The following is a 15,900-nucleotide window of genomic DNA, read 5'->3' on the forward strand; positions in this document are numbered from 1 at the left end:
CGCCACGACGGTGCCGACGCCGGTCTTGGTGAAGAACGCCGGAATGCCGGCCCCGCCCGCGCGGATCCGTTCCGCCAGCGTTCCCTGCGGGTTCAGTTCCAGCGCCAGTTCGCCCGACAAATATTGCTGCTCGAACAGCTTGTTCTCGCCGACATAGCTCGACACCATCTTGGCAATCTGCCGCGATTCCAGCAGCATCCACAGCCCGAACCCGTCGGCCCCGGCATTGTTGGATACCACCGTCAGGCCCGTCACCCCGGACGCGCGCACTTCGGGGATCAGGCTCTCCGGGTTGCCTGAAAGGCCGAAACCACCCGACATGATCGTCATGCCGTCGAACAATATGCCTTCCAGCGCCGCTTTGGGACTGTCGTAGATCTTGCTTTTCATCTTACCTCCATCGGAAGTCCGACATAATTTTCCGCCAGCACGCGCTGTGCGGCCTCGGATCCGCGAATATAGTCGAGTTCGGCGACCTGCAGCCGCCGCGAAAAAACGTCCATGTCCGGGAAGCGGTGGGTGATCGTGGTGAACCACCAGGAAAAGCGCTCCGCCTTCCAGACCCGCGCCAGCGCGCGCGCCGAATAGCCGTCGATCCCCGTGGTCGAGCGTTCGCCATAATATTCGGCCATCGCCTCGCCCAGCATTATCACGTCGGACACCGCCAGGTTCATCCCCTTGGCCCCCGTCGGCGGCACGATGTGCGCGGCATCGCCGGCCAGGAACAACCGGCCCCAGCGCATCGGTTCCGATACGAACGAGCGCAGCGGCGCGATCGTCTTTTCGAACGATGCACCGCGCGTCACACGCGCGCTGACCTCCGGCCCGAGCCGCAGGCATAGTTCATCCCAGAAGCGTTCGTCCGACCAGTCGGCAACCTTTTCGTCCAGCGCGCACTGCACATAATAACGGCTGCGCGTCGCCGACCGCATCGACGCCAGCGCGAACCCGCGCTCATGATTGGCATAGATCAGTTCATGCTCGACCGGCGGCACGTCGGCCAGGATGCCCAGCCAGCCGAACGGATAGACGCGTTCGAACGTCTGCCGCACCGCCGCCGGGATCGCCGCACGACTGACCCCGTGATACCCGTCGCACCCGACGACAAAGTCGCAGTCCAGCCGCCGCGCCACGCCGTCCCCGGTCCAGCCGACCCACGGCCGCGCGCCGTCCAGATCGTGCAACGCCACGTCGCCGACATTCCACAGGATCGGCAAATCGCGCGCCTCGGCCGCATCGAACAGGTCGCGCATCACCTCCTGCTGGCCATACACCGTCACGGTCGATCCGCCGGTCAGCGCCGCCAGGTCGATATGGAACAGCGCGCCGTCGATCGACAGGTTGGTCCCGCCATGCACCAGCCCTTCGCGATCGAGCCGCGCAGCCAGCCCAAGCCGCCGCATCAGCGCCGTCGTTCCCTGTTCCAGCACGCCCGCGCGAACCCGCCCCTCGACATAAGCCCGGTCGCGCCGTTCCAACACGACCGCATCGATGCCGGCCTGTCGCAGCAGATGAGCGAGGAACATGCCCGCGGGTCCGCCACCGATGATCGCAACCTGCGTGCGCATGCCGTTCCGTCCTCTCGCATCGTCGGCGATGTCCGCCGCAGGGTGCGACGATGCACGCCACGGCGCCGACCGACCATGCCAATCCCGCGCGGAAAGTTGGACGATCCGGCTGCCTCCGGCTATCGTTGCAGGGTGCGCGAAACCATCGTTCCCAGCTTCTATCTCTACGGCGAACCGCACCGCGCGGTCGCGGACGGCTTCGTCCATGTCGAACAGCTTGACGATCGCTCGCGCCCCAGCGCGTGGACGATCCAACCGCACGCGCATGCCGAACTGGCCCAGCTGTTTGTCATTGATCGCGGCGGCGGCACGTTCCGGGTCGAGGATGTCGGGCTGCCGTTCGCGGCACCCGCCGTCCTGATCGTGCCCGCGGCCGTCGTCCATGGTTTCACCTGGAACACCGAGTCCGCGGGATCGGTGCTGACCCTCGCGCGCTCCTATCTCGCGACGCTGGAACAGCGTTATCCGGGGATCGACCGCCTGTTCGCACGGTCGCGGGTCCTGCGGCGCGGTACCGATGGCGGTGCCACGATCGCAGCGGCCATCGCCGCGCTGATGCGCGAACTGGGATGGGCGGCGCCGGGCCACCGTGCCGCGGTCGATGCCGCGCTGCTCGCGATCATCGTTGCGGCGCTGCGCTCGCTGGACGCCGACGACGCGTGCGACGTGCCCGCCCCGGGTCAGCAGGCCGCCCTCGTCGCGCGTTTCCGGGCGCGCGTGGACGAACGCTTCCGCCTGCGTGAACCGGTCGCCGATCATGCGGCTGCGCTGGGCGTCGGCGAAAGCCGGTTGCGCGCGGCCTGTGCCCGCATGGCGGCGACGTCGCCCGCGGCGATGCTCGATGCGCGCGCGATGCTGGAGGCGCGCCGCGCGCTGCTCTACTCCAACCTGTCGGTGGCGGAGATCGGCTATGCGATCGGTTTTGCCGACCCGGCCTATTTCACGCGCTTCTTCACGCGTCACGCCGGTCAGTCGCCGCGGCTGTTCCGTCGTGCCCGGGCGTGAAGCGGTCGGTCAGCGCCGCCGTCACCGCCCAGCGCGCCACCACCGCGCCGAGCAGCGCGCCGTACAGCGCCTTGCAGCCCAGCGCCGTCGCGAACGGCACCGCGCCACCGACCAGCGGCAGGATCACGACATGCGCCGCCGTCGCCACCACGGCGATCGGCAGTGCGACCATCAGGCTGCGGACCATCACATGTCGCGGCCGGCGGTCGCGCGGCGGCAAAGGTGCGACCGCGCCGACGGCAACCCGCCTGCGCGTCAGCAGCGTCGGCACCAGGGTGGCCATCAGCGCGATCATCAGGCTTTGCGGAAACGCATCGACGATCAACCCGTCCCAGTCGCGTACCGCCACCGGATCGCGTCCGCCGAAGATCAGCAGCATGAACACAACGCTCAGCACCGCGCTGATCGTAGCGCCGATCGCCGTCTCGATCCGGCGGTAGCGGCGCTGCGCCGCGGTCACTCCGCACCGCCCAGCGTCACCGGCCCGATCAGCCCTGCCGGTCGCAACGGCGCATCCGCGCGGTAGCTCGGCATCGACGTCCAGGTGATCTTGGCGGCCAGCGGCTGCGCATCGCCGATCAGCCGGTTGACCCAGACATTGGCGACGCGCACCTCGATGGCGTTGCGTCCCGGCTGCACCGCAGCGCCGATATCGATCCGGTACGGCGCATGCCACAGCGCGCCAACGGCACGGCCGTTGATCCGCACCTCCGCCAGATCGCCGACCTGCCCCAGGTCGAGCATCAGCGGCGTGCCCGCCCGCCGCCCGCGTGGCAGCGTGAAGCTGTTGCTGTAGGTCGCGATGCCGGAGAAGTAGCGCACCCCCGGTGCCGACTGCGTGTTCAGCGGCACCAGCGTCGGCAGGCTAATCGATGCGGGTGCACCGCGCCCCGGCTGGAACGCCACCCGCCATGGCCCTGTGATCGTTGTGACCGGCACGGCCGCGAGTGGTGCCGCGGTCATGCCCGGCGACGACGTCGCCCGGCGGAAGACGACGAATGCGGAGTCCTCCGCGCCAAGGTCGAGCGGCACGACCGTCTGCCCGCCATCGATCAGATACGACAGCGGCGTCACCCGGCCGCTATCGGCGTGCCACAGTTCGGGAACCTTACCAGTGATCCGGAACCGCGCCTCGATCCGCTCGGCCCGGTCGCGGCGATTGGCGACGAACCACAGCTCGGCATCGGTCATGCGGCGATGCGCGAACAGGATCTCGCTGTCCGGTTTCGGCTTGGCATAATCGAAATCGGGCAGCAGCGCGATCCGCGCCAGTCCGGCCTCGACATCGCGGCCCGCGACGACGCGGCCCTGCCCGATCCGCGTCTCGGCACCTCCCGCCCACAGCCGGCGGACGATCGCGGCATAGGCCGTACGGTCGTCGCCCATGGCCGGCGACGCGATGGGCGCATTGCCGATCACGGTCGCACCCTGTTCCACCAGCGTCGCCAGTCGGCGCAGTATCGGCAGGGTCATGCGCTGCGTCGTGCCGCCCAGATACAGCGCGCGGTACCGCGCACCGCCCGGGGCGACCAGTTCGCCATTCTCGACGCTCAGCGCGCCGGTCACCGCATCGACATCGACGAAATCATAGGCGTAGCGCGCCGGCACATCCGTCAGCGGCGCCTGCGCATACAGCGCGGTCAGCGGTGCTTCCTCGCCGAAGAAATAGGCGACGTCGGCGACGTTGCGTCCCTGCTGCAGCAGATAGCTCGACCGCGCCAGATAATCGATCCACGGCCGCGCCATCTCACCCCAGCTTTCGTGCCGGTTGAAATATTGCCCGAAGATCGCGAGCGACAGGCCGGGAACCTTGTCGTCGGTCGGCTGGTGGACCGATGTGTGGATCACCGGCCGGTTAATGCCGCTGACGAACTCCAGGTCCGCGACGCGTTTCAGGTCGGCCGGCGCGAACGCCCATGGCGCGAAGCCTGACGTGAACGATTCCGCTGCGACGATATTCTGCCCGTACAGATGCGCGACCGACGCCGCACCGCGCAGGTCGCCCAGCAAGGTCGGCCGCGGTGCACCACCGCGCTCATACGTCCACATCGCCGCCATCGGCACGTCGGCATGGCGGCGCAGCGCGATGTCGCTGCCCAGCGCGGGGCGGCCGTCCTCCAGCGCCTCGCCATAGACCTTGAGGCCGTTGGCATGCGCCACACGCGCCACCGTCCCATAATGCTCGCTCGCCAGCAGGTCGCCCAGCGTCCGGCGGTAATCGTACAGGAACGCGTCGCTCCGTGCCGGCGACCCGATCACCACGCCGGTCAGCGTGGGCAGGAACGGCGTCGGGTTGTAACCGCGCAGCGCCTTGAACCGGTCGATCATGCGCGGCGTCCAGTTGGCATCGCCCGCCTCGAAACTGTCCGTCACGATCGCGCGCACGCCTTTCGCACCGATCAGGTCGGCACCCGTGGCCGTGCGGTACAGGCCGAGATAATGGTCGAGATAGCGCGCGACCGCGGCACCGTCATATTTGTCGACCTCAAGCCCGGTCGCCTCGCGCGTGGCGGGGTGGTTGGTCGTGCCGAGCAACGAACTGCCCAGCCGCACGATCCGCCAGCGCCCCTTGGGCGGCGTCCAGTCGAGCGTCCCGTCCGGCTTCATCCGCTGGGTCAGGTCGACGACCCGCGCCGGATCGACCCCGGCCAGATCGGGGCCGTCGCTGCCGAGCGCATAATAATCGAGCACGGTGGCGAAACCGGCCTTCGCCTCGAACCGGTCGACCTTGCGCTCGGCCGACAGCCGCAACTGCGCCAGCGGGATCGTATCACTCGCCTTGCCGGTCGGAAAAAGCCCCTCCATCGCGGCACCTGGTGCCGGCGCGCCCAGCCCCACCCGCTTCGGCGCGGTGTTGGGGCCGAGCACCAGCCGGAACGCGCGCGCGGTGACCGGCGCGAAACTGACCGTCGTCGGCACGTTGGCCAGCGGCAGCGTCGCGATCCGCCGCCAGCCGGCACCGTCCTGTGCCTCCAGCACCGGCAGGAACGCCGGATCGCCGAACGCCGGCAGTGCGCCTGGCATGAACATCGTCGCCGACCGGATCGTGGTCGCCCTCGCATAGCCAATCGTCAGCGTCGCCGGCCGTTCGGGCGTACCCTTGGGGATCGCGACCACCGTGCCGGCATCCTCATCCCCCAGCGCCGCGACGTTGCCCGATCCGCCGGCGATCGTCGTCGGCCCGGGCAGCGCCGCGTCCGTCACCGGATAGGCCAGCACCGCGACATCGGCATACCAGCTCGGCGGGATATGCGCGGCGACCGACGGATCGAACCCGGCAAGCGGGTCGTCGAACGGCAACGCCTGGAACGGCCCGGTCGTCTTCGGCGGCGACGGCAGCGTACCGGTGAAGCGGCGGCCGCCCATAACCTCCGTCTCGCTCCAGACGAGCTTCTTCATGCCGTCGGCGGGCGCCACCCACGGGCCGCCCGTCTCGCTCCATCCCGGCGATCCGGCGATGGCCAGTTCCAGCCCTAGCCGGTCCGCGGTGCCCGCCGCCAGCCGGAAGGCGCGCTGCCAGGCCGGCGTCATATAGGCGATGCGATCCTTCACCACCTGCGGCGTCAGCAGCGCGGCATCGAAATTCTGGACACCGCCCAGGCCGACGCGCTTCATCCATTCCAGGTCCTTGACGATCCCGTCCTCGCTGATGTTGCCGTTCAGCCAGTGCCACCACGCCCGCGGCCGTGCCGATGCCGGCGGATCGCCGAACCCCGCAAGCAACGGATCGACCGCGGCCGCCGGCACGGGTGTCGCCACCTGAGCCAGGACGAGCGAGGACGACGCGAACAGCGCGGCGGTCAGCGCGATCAGGCGGGGCATGGTGGTCCTGGCAGTCATCATCGTTCCTCAGCGGTGCGGGGAAAGCAGGCCACGCGTTGCCAGCCAAAGCCGGAACTCGTCCATGACCAGCGTGGAAGTGGTACCCGGCCGGCCGATGCCGAAACCGTGATCGCCGCGTTCATAGGCATGCAACTCGACCGGTCGCCCCGCCTGTCGCCAAGCGTCGACGATGCCGAACCCCTGCTTGCGCAACAACGGGTCGTTCATCGCCAGCGCCGCGAACATCGGCGGCGCATCCGCCGGCACCGCGACCGGCATCATCGATCCGTAGATATATCCAAGAAAGGCAGGTTTCGCAGTGCCCCTACCGTTCAGTACCGCCTGCATCGCCGTCCGGGCTCCGGCCGAAAATCCAACCATGCCGACCCGCGCCGGATCGATGCCCCAACGGGCTGCGCCCTGCCGGATCAGCGCCAGCGCCTGCAAAGCGTCCTGCGTAGCGCGGGGTTCGCGAAGATTGTCCGTTTCACCGCTCGCGATCGCCGCCCCCATTGTCTCGCCGACCTTGCGCATGAACGCGGGTTCGTCGTCCGGTGTCGAATTGAGCCGGTATTTCAGTACGAACGCGGCGATGCCGTGGTCGGCCAGCCAGCGCGCGATCGCAAAGCCTTCGGAATCCATCGACAGCGACAGGAACGCGCCGCCGGGCGCGACCACCACCGCCGCGCCCGTCGCCTTTGCCGGATCGGGCAGGACCGGCGTCATCGTCGGGATCGCGACGTTTCGCACGATGCGCTGGTCCATGTGCGTCCCGTCGGGAAAGTCGGCGGTCATCCGCCCCCAGCGTTCGGCCGTCCCGCCCGCCGGCAACGATCCCATCGGCCACAACGGGATGGCATCGCGATCAGCGGGGGCCGCAATGCGGGCCAGACCGAACTTCGGCACCGGTGCCTGCGCTGATATCGCGACCGGCGCGATCAGCGCCGCCAGCGCGATCCACCCCCGACCGGTCATAGCGCGTTGCGCCGCGCGATCGCGCCCAGCACGCCGGCGCTCGGCTTCGGCGTGCGCTTGAAGTTGGTGCGATCGACCGCGACCAGCCCGAAACGCGGCTTGTATCCGAAGATCCATTCGAAATTGTCGAGCAGCGACCAGTGCATATAGCCCGTAACCGGCACGCCCTCGTCCACCGCCTTCTTCAGTTCCGCCAGCGCGGCGGGGATCAGCGTGGCACGGATCCGGTCGTCATCCGTGCCGACGCCGTGCTCGGTCACCATCACCCGGTTGCCCGTCGCGGCATGCGCATAGCGGACCGCACCGGCCAGCGAGGGCGCCCACACCTCCGACCCGCTCCAGTTGCGGACCGCATCGGCCGGCGGTTCGACATGGCCCTTGGCATCCCAACGCGCGCGTTCGTAATTCTGCACGCCGATGAAATCGTCGCCGCGGGCCGCCTCCAGCCATGCGCCGTAGAGATCGGCCCGGACCGCGTCGCGCTTCGTCGCCGCGCCGACGGCCTGATCGTCGATCATCGCCAGGCTGACGCCGACCGGCAGCTCGGGGCGGACCGCCTTGATCGCGGCGCGCCCGGCCTTGTGCGCGGCGATCATGATCGGCAGCATCGTGTCGAGATCCTCCGGGTTGGCCGCGTTGCCCGCGACGAACTTGGCCGATCCGGTCGCCTTGCCCGCGGCGATCAGCATTGCGCGCTGCGCGTCCAGCAGCTGCGGCGGCAGGCCGATCGTGCGGAGCAGCCGCAGGATGTTGGGCTCGTTCATCGTCACCGCATGGCCGATCCCCGCGCCCAGATGCCGTGTCGCACGGTCGCAATAGGCCGCGAACAGCATCGGTGCCTTCGGGTTGGTCCACCCGCCTGCCGCCGCGAACCAGCGCGGCGCGGTGAAATGACTGTAGGTCACGACCGGGGTCAGCCCGCGCGCACGGCACCCCTCGACGATCCGCTTGTAATGATCGAGCATCGCGATCGAGATCATGCCCTGTTCGGGTTCGATCCGCGCCCATTCGATCGAGAATCGATAGCTGTTAAGACCCAGCGCCTTCACCAGATCGAGGTCCTGCGCCCAAAATTCGAGATTGTTGCACGCATCGCCCGAACGCTCGGCGAAGATGCTCGGCTTGACGTTCTCCAGCAGCCACGTGTCGCTGGCGACATTGTTGCCTTCCACCTGATGGCCCGCGGTCGCGGCCCCCCACAGGAAGCCGCGCGGGAACGCCCCCGATCGCGATACGGCGGACAGCGCGGGTGCGGCGGCGATCGCGCCGGCGGCGACGATCAGGGTACGGCGGTCGATCGACATGCGTCTCTCCATATTATCGTATCGTGTCTGCGATGAAGCCCAGCACTTCGTCGGTCAGCCGGGTGTCGCTGCCGCCAATGTGGCAGGCCAGGCTGAAATGATTGTGGCCGCCCGCAATGTAGCTGCGTGTCAGCGTGCCGTGCAGGGCCAGCCGCGCGGCCAGCAACTGCACGGTTTCCGTCTGGAACCGCGCCGGATCATGTTCCGCGCAGGCGACGAACAGCGGCATCGTGGTGCCGACGACCGCCTCGCGCGGCCGGCGTTCCGGGTAATCGGCGGCATCACCGTAATAGAGCGTGTCGCGGGTATCGAGCGGCGTGAAACCGTACAGTCCGGACAGCAGCACCGCCGCCGCCATCCCGCCGCCGTCCGGCCGCAGCCGCAGATGCGTCGCGACATGGACCGCACCGGCGGAGGTCCCCATCACCACGATGCGCGCCGGGTCGCCGCCATGTTCGGCCACATGCGCGACCAACCAGGCGATCGCCGCGCCGACATCCTCGCCCCCCGCCGGCCAGCCATGATCGGGCGCCAGCCGGTAATTCATCACCGCGCCGACCATGCCCGATCGCGCTGCCCAGCGCCCGACATGGGCATTGAACGGGTGATCCGGCGACGCCTTCTCGCCGCGCACGAAGCCGCCGCCATGCACCCACAACAGCACGGTCGCCCCCTCCGCACCCGACGGCACGTACAGGTCTAGCGTCTGGCGCGGATCCACACCGTAGCGCAGGTCGCTGGCCGTCGCCGGCCGGACGGCGGCCAGCGCATCCTGTTCCGCCCGGAACAGCGCCTGCACGGCCGTCAGCACATCCGGCCCCAGCCGCTGACCGATCGCGGCGATGGCCCGATGTTCGGCGGACGACTGCATCGTCATGGCTTGCCGCCCCCGTTTCCGCGGATCGTCAGAAGCGGACCGCGAGCTGGCCGCCGATCGTGCGGCGTCCGTCGCGGGTGTTCCAGTTCACCACGCCGCCGGAGGCGCTGAACGGCAGGCCGATGACCGACGAATGGAACCGCGTATCGAACAGGTTGCGTGCGAACGCGCCGATCCGCCACGCGCCGTCGGGCGCACCGACACCGACGTTCAACCCGACCAGATCATAGCCCCCCTGCCGTGCGAACGCCTCGCCCGCATCGTAGCTGACGCCGCTGCGGTAATAATAGCTGGCCGACGCATCCAGCGTCAGCCGCTCGGTCAGCGGCTGGTTAAAGTCCGCACCCAGCGTCACGCTGTGCTTGGGCGCACCCGGCAACGGCTCGCCACGTGCCTGGAACAGCGGCGTCGCCGCGGTCGATCCCGTCGCGTTGCAGCGTGCGGCGATCGCGGCCGCCCCCTGCGCCACGGTCGAATCCGGGCATGCGGTGACATAGTCGGTGAAATAGGTGTCGGAGTAGGTGTAGTTGGCATTGACGGAGAAGCGCGGGTTGAACCGGTACGTCGCCTCCACTTCAAAGCCGGCCGCCTCGAACCCGCCGGCATTCTCGGTCAGGAATTCCAGCCCGTTGAACACCGATGTCTGCAGGTTCTTGTACATGTCGTAGAAGATATTGCCGTTCAGCGTCAGGTGGCGATCGAACAGCTGCGTCTTGGCACCGACGGTGATGTCGACCACCGTCTGCGGATCGACCGACACCTGCTGCCCGGTCAGCCCGGAAAAGGTGACCGTTGGCCCGAGGTAACCACGGGCGACGGTGCCGTAGAACATGATGTTCTCGGCCGGCTTCGTCTCGAACCCGATCCGGCCGGACCAGTCGCCCTTGCTGGTCGATCCGGTGGCGCGCGGCCGCGGGGTGTAGGGGACCGTGAACCCGTTCGGCCCCACACCCGACGGGAAGAGCGGATCGGCCAGCGAGAAGCTTTCCGCGTCGACCCAGTCGTAGGAATAACGCCCGCCAAGCAGGATGCGGAATCTCTCGCTCACCCGGATCGAGCCGTCGACGAAGGCCGCGGCGCTGTCGGTCGTGGTCTTGGTCGTCGACAACCCGTTGGTGATCGAAATCTGGGTCGCCGCGAACGGAACGGCCGGGCGCAACTGCGCGCTGGCGAACTGGCCGCCGATGCCCACCTTGCGCCGCGAGGCATAGAGACCCGCCACATATTCCAGCGTGGCGCCGGTCGGCGACGTCAGGCGAAGTTCCTGCGAAAGGAAGCTCTGGTCGCTGCCGACTTCGCGCGCGCTGAAGATCGGGAACGGCAACGCGTCGATCGAATATTGGAACGGCCGCAGGTCGAGCTTGCGATAGGCGGTGATCGACGTCAGCGCATAGTCGCCGACATCGAGGTTGAGTTCGAGCGAACCGCCGAAGTTGCGCTCGTCGGTCGCACCGCCGTCATTATCGACCGACTTGGTGTTGTCGAAACCGGGCGTCACGCCGAGTGCGGTGACCGCGGCAAAGCGTGCGGCGGTCAGCGGGTTGGCGAGCGAGGGTGCACGGTTCAGCGTCCACAGCTGACCCGGCCCCTTCTGCTGCGTGCGCGACCAGTCGCCGATCAGATAGGCGCTGAACCCGTCGGTCGGCTCCCACAACAGCTTTGCGCGACCGCCATAGGCGTGGACGCCGCCCCAATCCTCGTTGCGCACGACGTTGCGGACATAGCCGTCATATTCGCGGTCGAATGCGTAGACCGCGACTGCCGCATTGCCGCCCAGCGGCACGTTGATGCTGCCGTTGATATTGCGCTCGTTCAGTTCGGCATAGGATGCGAAGGCACTGCCGCCGAACTTGTTCAGGTCGGGCTTGCGCGTCGTGATGTTGACCACGCCGGACGATGCGTTCTTGCCGAACTGCGTGCCCTGCGGACCTTTCAGCACCTCGACCCGGTCGAGATCGCCCAGGCTTTGGATTGGATTGCCGAACGGCACCACGACGTTGTCGACGACGGTGCCGACATTCTGCTCGGACGAACTGCTGATGCCGCCCGCCGAACCGACGCCGCGCAGGCGAAAGCCCGCATCGTTGGGCGACGTACCGAACTGCACGCCTGAAAACTGATACTGGATGTCCTGCAGGCTCTGGAAACCGCTCTGCGCCAGCTGATCCCCCGACAGCGCGTTCACGGCGAGCGGCACATCCTGCAACCGCTGCGCGCGGCGCGTGGCGGTGATGATGATGTCGCCGCCGTCCGACTGGTCGCTGCCGATCCCGGCCTGGTCCGCGGTGGCGGCGGTTGTGTTCGACGTGGTGGCGCCCGGCTGGGCGGTCGGCACTGTGGCCGGGGCCTCCCGCGCGAATGCGGGGGCGGCCAGTGCGATGCTGCTGACGGTGGCCAGCGCTGCTGCGATTCTGACGATCATGATGGTCCTCTCCTGATTTTTTATGATTTGGTATGCGTGCGGTCGGTCAGGCGGCGTCCTCGTCGACCACATGATTGCTCAGCGTGCCGATCGATCCGATCGCGATCTCCACCCGATCGCCCGCCTTCATCCACAGCGGTGGCGTCCGTTTCGCGCCGACCCCGCCGGGCGTGCCGGTGGCGATCACGTCGCCGGGCGACAGCGGGGTGAAGGACGAGACGTAAGCGATGATCTTGGCGAGCGGAAAGATCATGTCGCGGATCGGCTGGTCCTGCACGATCGTGCCGTTCAGCCGCGTCACGACATGGATATCGTCCAGCACGCCCGCCTCCGCCGGGGTCACCAGCTGCGGTCCGAGCGCGCCGGTGCCGGGGAAGTTCTTGCCCGGCGCGAACTGCGACGTATGCCATTGCCAGTCGCGGATCGACGCGTCGTTGAAACAGGCATAGCCCGCGACATGGTCGAGCGCGTCGGCCTCCGCGATCGCACGGCCGCCGCGGCCGATCACGATCGCCAGCTCGCCCTCGAAATCCAGGTTGGTCGATACGGTCGGCCGCACGATCGGCTGCCCGTCGGCGATCAGCGTGTCGGCGAACCGCGTGAAGATCGACGGATGATCGACCTTGGCGCGGCCCGTCTCCGCCCGGTGGCTTTCGTAATTATGGCCGACGCACAGGATCTTGCCCGGATTGGGAATGACGGGCAGCAACACGACGTCGCGCCGGTCGATCACCGGTCCGTCGGCCAGCGTGTCCAGCACGCCGGCAGCGATCGCGGCCTTCAGATCGGCCGGCGCACCTGCCGCTGCGCCGCAATCGACGATATGGTCGCCGTCGATCCGGCCGAAACTTGCGGTGCCGTCGGGGCGGCGGAAGCTGGCGAACGCCATTATCGGTCTCCTTGGAATGTCGCGACGCCGGCCATTGCGCAGGTCTCGTCCTGATCGGGGTTATCGCCGCTGACGCCGATTGCGCCGATCGGCACGCTGGCCGCATCGCGGATCAGCACGCCGCCGGCCGACAGCGCCAGCGCGCCGCCGGTCGCGACCGCGACGCTGGTGAAAAATACGGGGTTGCCCTGCGCACGCTCGGCGATCTGCCGACTGTCCATACCCATGCCCAGCGCACCCGTCGCCTTGGCGCGGGCGATGTCGAACCGGAACAGGCTCGCCCCGTCCTGCCGCGCGAACGCCACCGGATGCCCGCCGGCGTCCAGCACGATCGCGGCGATCGGCACGTCTGCGCGCGCGGCGGCCAGCACCGCGGTCAGCGCGTGTTGCGCGGCGGCCAGGGTCATCGCCGTCATGCCGCCATCGCCGGGTGTAGCGCCGCATGCAGATCGGCGATCAGCGCATCGACATCGTGCGCGGCGGTGCCGAACACATAGGCATCCGGCCGCACCAGCACAAAACGCGCGGCCCGGTCGGCCAGCCAGCGGGCCAGCGTGCCGTCGTCCGCGATCGCCGCGACGTCCACCGTCGCCACCGGCAGCTCGCCCAGCGCCGCCCGCGCCGTGTCGGCCGCCGCCGCATCGGCCGCGAACAGGCGCCAGCCCTGCCCCGTCACCGTATCGAGCAGCACACCGCCGACGCGCGGCTGGACGAAGCGTTCGCCCGCCCCCGCCGTATCCGCGGCGACCGCGCCGGCGCGGTACGCCGGGATCAGGTCGGCCGCGGTACCGGTCGCCGCGGTCTTCGCACGTTCGCGCATCGCATGGTCGCGCGCCGCCGCCCGGTCGGGATCGAGTTCGCAGATATAGCGCCCTGCCTCCACCGCGGCGGCGACGACCTGCCGGACATGCGGGTCGCGTTCGGGCTGATATGTATCGAGCAGCGCCGCGTCGGCCGCGCCCTGCCGCACCAGCGCCAGTTTCCAGACGAGGTTCGCGACGTCGCGCATCCCGTGGCACATGCCCTGTCCGAAGAAGGGCGGCGTCTGGTGCGCGGCATCGCCCGCCAGGAATATCCGCCCCTCGCGCCACCGCTCGGCGATCAACCCGTGGAAACGGTACGTCGTCGCGCGCAGCACTCGGTGCGGCACGCCGTCGAGGTAGGGCGCGAGCAACCGCGCCACACTCTCCGGCTGCATCATCTCTGCGTCGTTCTCGCCGGGCAGCAGCATGAATTCCCAACGCCGGATCGCGCCGCGCCCCGGCACGATCGTCGCCGGGCGAGCCGGATCGCACATCATCACCGACAATTGCTGCAGCTCGGCCGCATCCGGCACGCCCCACAGGTCGGGGAAGCGGACCGGGCCGTCGACCTCGGCATCGACCACCAGCCAGGGTTCCTCGAAATCGAGATCGTCGAGCGCGATGCCCAGCGTCCGGCGCACCGTGCTGCGCGCGCCGTCGCACGCGATCACCCAGTCCGCTCGCACCGGCACCGCATCGCCGTCGCGGCGCAGCTGCAGCGTCACGCCCTCGTCGTCCTGCGCGAACCCGTCCAGTTCCACGCCCAGCATCTGGGTGACGCTATCGAACCGCGCCAGCCCGTCGCGCAGCAGCTGCTCGAGTTCGGGCTGGTAGAAGAAATAGTCGTTGGCCCAGCCGAACGGCCTCGGCCGCCCCGCAGTGCCCATGTACCGGATCACACCGTGGTCGGCCCCGACATGCAGATGCCCCTGCGTCTCGCGCATCGCCGGCGCGATCGTCTCGGCCAGCCCGGCGGTCTGAAACAGCCGCATCATCTCATGGTCCAAGTGCACGGCGCGCGGCATCGGGTGCGGGGCAAGCTCGCGATCGATCACCAGCACACGCAGACCGGCGGCCGCCGCCAGATTGGCCGCCAGCGCGCCGACCGGGCCACAGCCGACGATGGCCAGATCATAGGATGCGATGTCGTTCACCGGGCATCCCTGCTGATGGTCCGCCACCGGCGGTTTCCGCGCTGCGCATTCATCGATCCGTCTCCCATGCGGCTCTGTCGGGCCGCGTTGGTCCCGATGTGCGGGATCGGTGGGGGCGGTGTAAAATACTAAGTTCGGATCATTCCATAGGGACGGCCTATGCCACCAGCGCCAGGATCGCCGCCAGGAACTGCTCGCCCAGTTCGGACAATGGCCGATCGGCCAGCGTGCGGATGCCGATGCTGCGCGTCACGGTGGCGCCGCTGATCGGCACCGCGCGCAGCACGCCGATCGACAGTTCGGACGACGCCACCCGGCGCGGCAGCACGGTGATACGCGCGCCGCCGCGCACGATCGCCATCGACGTCAGCAGCGAATCGCAGTGGATAACATCGGCGGGCAACGGCGCCTCGGCGGCCAGGAACAAGGCCTCGACCTGACGGCGGAACGCGCCGCCGGCATGCGGCAACACCCAGCCCATGTCCGTCACGTCCTGCAACGACACCGTCGGGCCAAGTGCGTCGTGTGCGCGGCCGACGATCAGCGCGAACGGATCACGCACGATGCTGCGCTCCGCGATGTCGTCGGGCGTTGGCTCCACACCGGTCGTCACCACCGCCACCTCGATCTGGCCGCGCTGCAACAGCTCGTTCAGCTGCGCATCGCCGCGTTCGATGATGTGCAGCGCCATGTGATCCGCCTTCCCCATCCTGGCGAGCGCCGCGGGCACCAGGCTGACCAGCGCCCCCGGCGTGCCGCCGATGCGTAGGGGACCGCGAATGCCCTGCCCGGTCAGCATCACCGCCTGCGGCGTATCGTCCAGCAGCACCTCGATCATCTCCGCGCGCCGCATCAGGACCGCGCCCGAGGGCGTCAGCGCGATCCCACGCCGCCCCCGATCGAACAGGCTGGCGTGCAACTGCCGTTCCAGCTGCGCGATCGCCACCGATACCGACGGTTGCGAGATATTGAGCAGCCGCGCCGCCCCGCTGATCGATCCTTCGCGGCCGACGGCCAGAAACGTCCTTAGCAGTCGTGGATCGATCATGTCGGTCTCCCTCGTGGTCGCATAGTCTGCGCT

13 protein-coding genes are annotated in these 15,900 nt (G+C 68.7%); 1 reads left to right on the plus strand and 12 read right to left on the minus strand.

Annotated elements, in window-relative coordinates; genetic code table 11:
• Together BKY59_RS06815 and pobA are read right to left on the minus strand one after the other, a co-directional pair.
• Positions 1-390: CoA transferase subunit A (locus BKY59_RS06815; RefSeq protein ID WP_129586248.1), on the minus strand; the 390-nt coding region annotated here is incomplete at its 3' end.
• Positions 387-1,568, minus strand: a complete 1,182-nt coding sequence (gene pobA, locus BKY59_RS06820) for a 4-hydroxybenzoate 3-monooxygenase (protein WP_076070011.1) — start codon at positions 1,566-1,568, stop codon at positions 387-389. The genes BKY59_RS06815 and pobA, both read right to left, overlap by 4 nt.
• Positions 1,569-1,700: 132 nt before the next feature.
• Here pobA and BKY59_RS06825 point away from each other — a divergent pair, with 132 nt between their 5' ends.
• Positions 1,701-2,573, plus strand: a complete 873-nt coding sequence (locus BKY59_RS06825) for a helix-turn-helix domain-containing protein (RefSeq protein WP_076070012.1) — start codon at positions 1,701-1,703, stop codon at positions 2,571-2,573.
• On the opposite strand, the gene BKY59_RS06830 is transcribed toward BKY59_RS06825, so the two are convergent.
• The 10 genes from BKY59_RS06830 to BKY59_RS06875 form a co-directional block, all read right to left on the minus strand.
• Positions 2,521-3,033 carry a hypothetical protein gene (locus tag BKY59_RS06830; RefSeq protein WP_076070014.1) on the minus strand — a complete coding sequence of 171 codons (513 nt, stop codon included), beginning with the start codon at positions 3,031-3,033 and terminating at the stop codon, positions 2,521-2,523. The genes BKY59_RS06825 and BKY59_RS06830 overlap by 53 nt on opposite strands.
• Positions 3,030-6,416: a glycosyl hydrolase gene (locus BKY59_RS06835; protein WP_240499995.1), complete on the minus strand. Its 3,387-nt coding sequence runs from the start codon at positions 6,414-6,416 to the stop codon at positions 3,030-3,032. Before BKY59_RS06835 ends, BKY59_RS06830 begins: the two co-directional genes overlap by 4 nt.
• A gap of 6 nt (positions 6,417-6,422) precedes the next feature.
• Positions 6,423-7,370 (minus strand): alpha/beta hydrolase, encoded by a 948-nt coding sequence (locus tag BKY59_RS06840; protein ID WP_076070018.1) that lies wholly within the window; start codon positions 7,368-7,370, stop codon positions 6,423-6,425.
• On the minus strand, positions 7,367-8,674 hold the full coding sequence (locus BKY59_RS06845) for a family 1 glycosylhydrolase (RefSeq protein WP_076070021.1): 1,308 nt from the start codon (positions 8,672-8,674) through the stop codon (positions 7,367-7,369). The genes BKY59_RS06840 and BKY59_RS06845 overlap by 4 nt, the downstream gene beginning before the upstream one ends.
• Before the next feature lie 13 nt (positions 8,675-8,687).
• On the minus strand, positions 8,688-9,551 hold the full coding sequence (locus BKY59_RS06850) for an alpha/beta hydrolase (RefSeq protein WP_240499996.1): 864 nt from the start codon (positions 9,549-9,551) through the stop codon (positions 8,688-8,690).
• A gap of 28 nt (positions 9,552-9,579) precedes the next feature.
• Complete coding sequence (locus BKY59_RS06855; protein ID WP_076070023.1) at positions 9,580-11,973, minus strand: TonB-dependent receptor; 2,394 nt, start codon at positions 11,971-11,973, stop codon at positions 9,580-9,582.
• 46 nt (positions 11,974-12,019) lie between these two features.
• Positions 12,020-12,862: a fumarylacetoacetate hydrolase family protein gene (locus BKY59_RS06860; RefSeq protein ID WP_076070026.1), complete on the minus strand. Its 843-nt coding sequence runs from the start codon at positions 12,860-12,862 to the stop codon at positions 12,020-12,022.
• A complete protein-coding gene (locus BKY59_RS06865) occupies positions 12,862-13,278 on the minus strand; it encodes a GlcG/HbpS family heme-binding protein (RefSeq protein WP_076070030.1) in 417 nt (138 codons plus the stop codon). The genes BKY59_RS06860 and BKY59_RS06865 overlap by 1 nt, the downstream gene beginning before the upstream one ends.
• A complete protein-coding gene (locus BKY59_RS06870; RefSeq protein WP_076070068.1) occupies positions 13,275-14,810 on the minus strand; it encodes a bifunctional 3-(3-hydroxy-phenyl)propionate/3-hydroxycinnamic acid hydroxylase in 1,536 nt (511 codons plus the stop codon). Before BKY59_RS06870 ends, BKY59_RS06865 begins: the two co-directional genes overlap by 4 nt.
• 166 nt (positions 14,811-14,976) lie before the next feature.
• Positions 14,977-15,867 carry a LysR family transcriptional regulator gene (locus BKY59_RS06875; RefSeq protein ID WP_076070033.1) on the minus strand — a complete coding sequence of 297 codons (891 nt, stop codon included), beginning with the start codon at positions 15,865-15,867 and terminating at the stop codon, positions 14,977-14,979.
• Positions 15,868-15,900 lie beyond the last annotated feature (33 nt).

The organism is Sphingomonas montana, from assembly GCF_001956315.1.
GTDB classification, from domain to species: domain Bacteria; phylum Pseudomonadota; class Alphaproteobacteria; order Sphingomonadales; family Sphingomonadaceae; genus Sphingomonas_R; species Sphingomonas_R montana.

Bases quoted from the DNA above. Each gene is read 5' to 3' on its own strand.
- BKY59_RS06860 (WP_076070026.1), bottom strand. From the start codon at position 12,862: ATGGCGTTCGCCAGCTTCCGCCGCCCCGACGGCACCGCAAGTTTCGGC.
- BKY59_RS06855 (WP_076070023.1), bottom strand. From the start codon at position 11,973: ATGATCGTCAGAATCGCAGCAGCGCTGGCCACCGTCAGCAGCATCGCA.
- BKY59_RS06840 (WP_076070018.1), bottom strand. From the start codon at position 7,370: ATGACCGGTCGGGGGTGGATCGCGCTGGCGGCGCTGATCGCGCCGGTC.
- BKY59_RS06865 (WP_076070030.1), bottom strand. From the start codon at position 13,278: ATGACGGCGATGACCCTGGCCGCCGCGCAACACGCGCTGACCGCGGTG.
- BKY59_RS06845 (WP_076070021.1), bottom strand. From the start codon at position 8,674: ATGTCGATCGACCGCCGTACCCTGATCGTCGCCGCCGGCGCGATCGCC.
- pobA (WP_076070011.1), bottom strand. From the start codon at position 1,568: ATGCGCACGCAGGTTGCGATCATCGGTGGCGGACCCGCGGGCATGTTC.
- BKY59_RS06875 (WP_076070033.1), bottom strand. From the start codon at position 15,867: ATGATCGATCCACGACTGCTAAGGACGTTTCTGGCCGTCGGCCGCGAA.
- BKY59_RS06835 (WP_240499995.1), bottom strand. From the start codon at position 6,416: ATGATGACTGCCAGGACCACCATGCCCCGCCTGATCGCGCTGACCGCC.
- BKY59_RS06850 (WP_240499996.1), bottom strand. From the start codon at position 9,551: ATGACGATGCAGTCGTCCGCCGAACATCGGGCCATCGCCGCGATCGGT.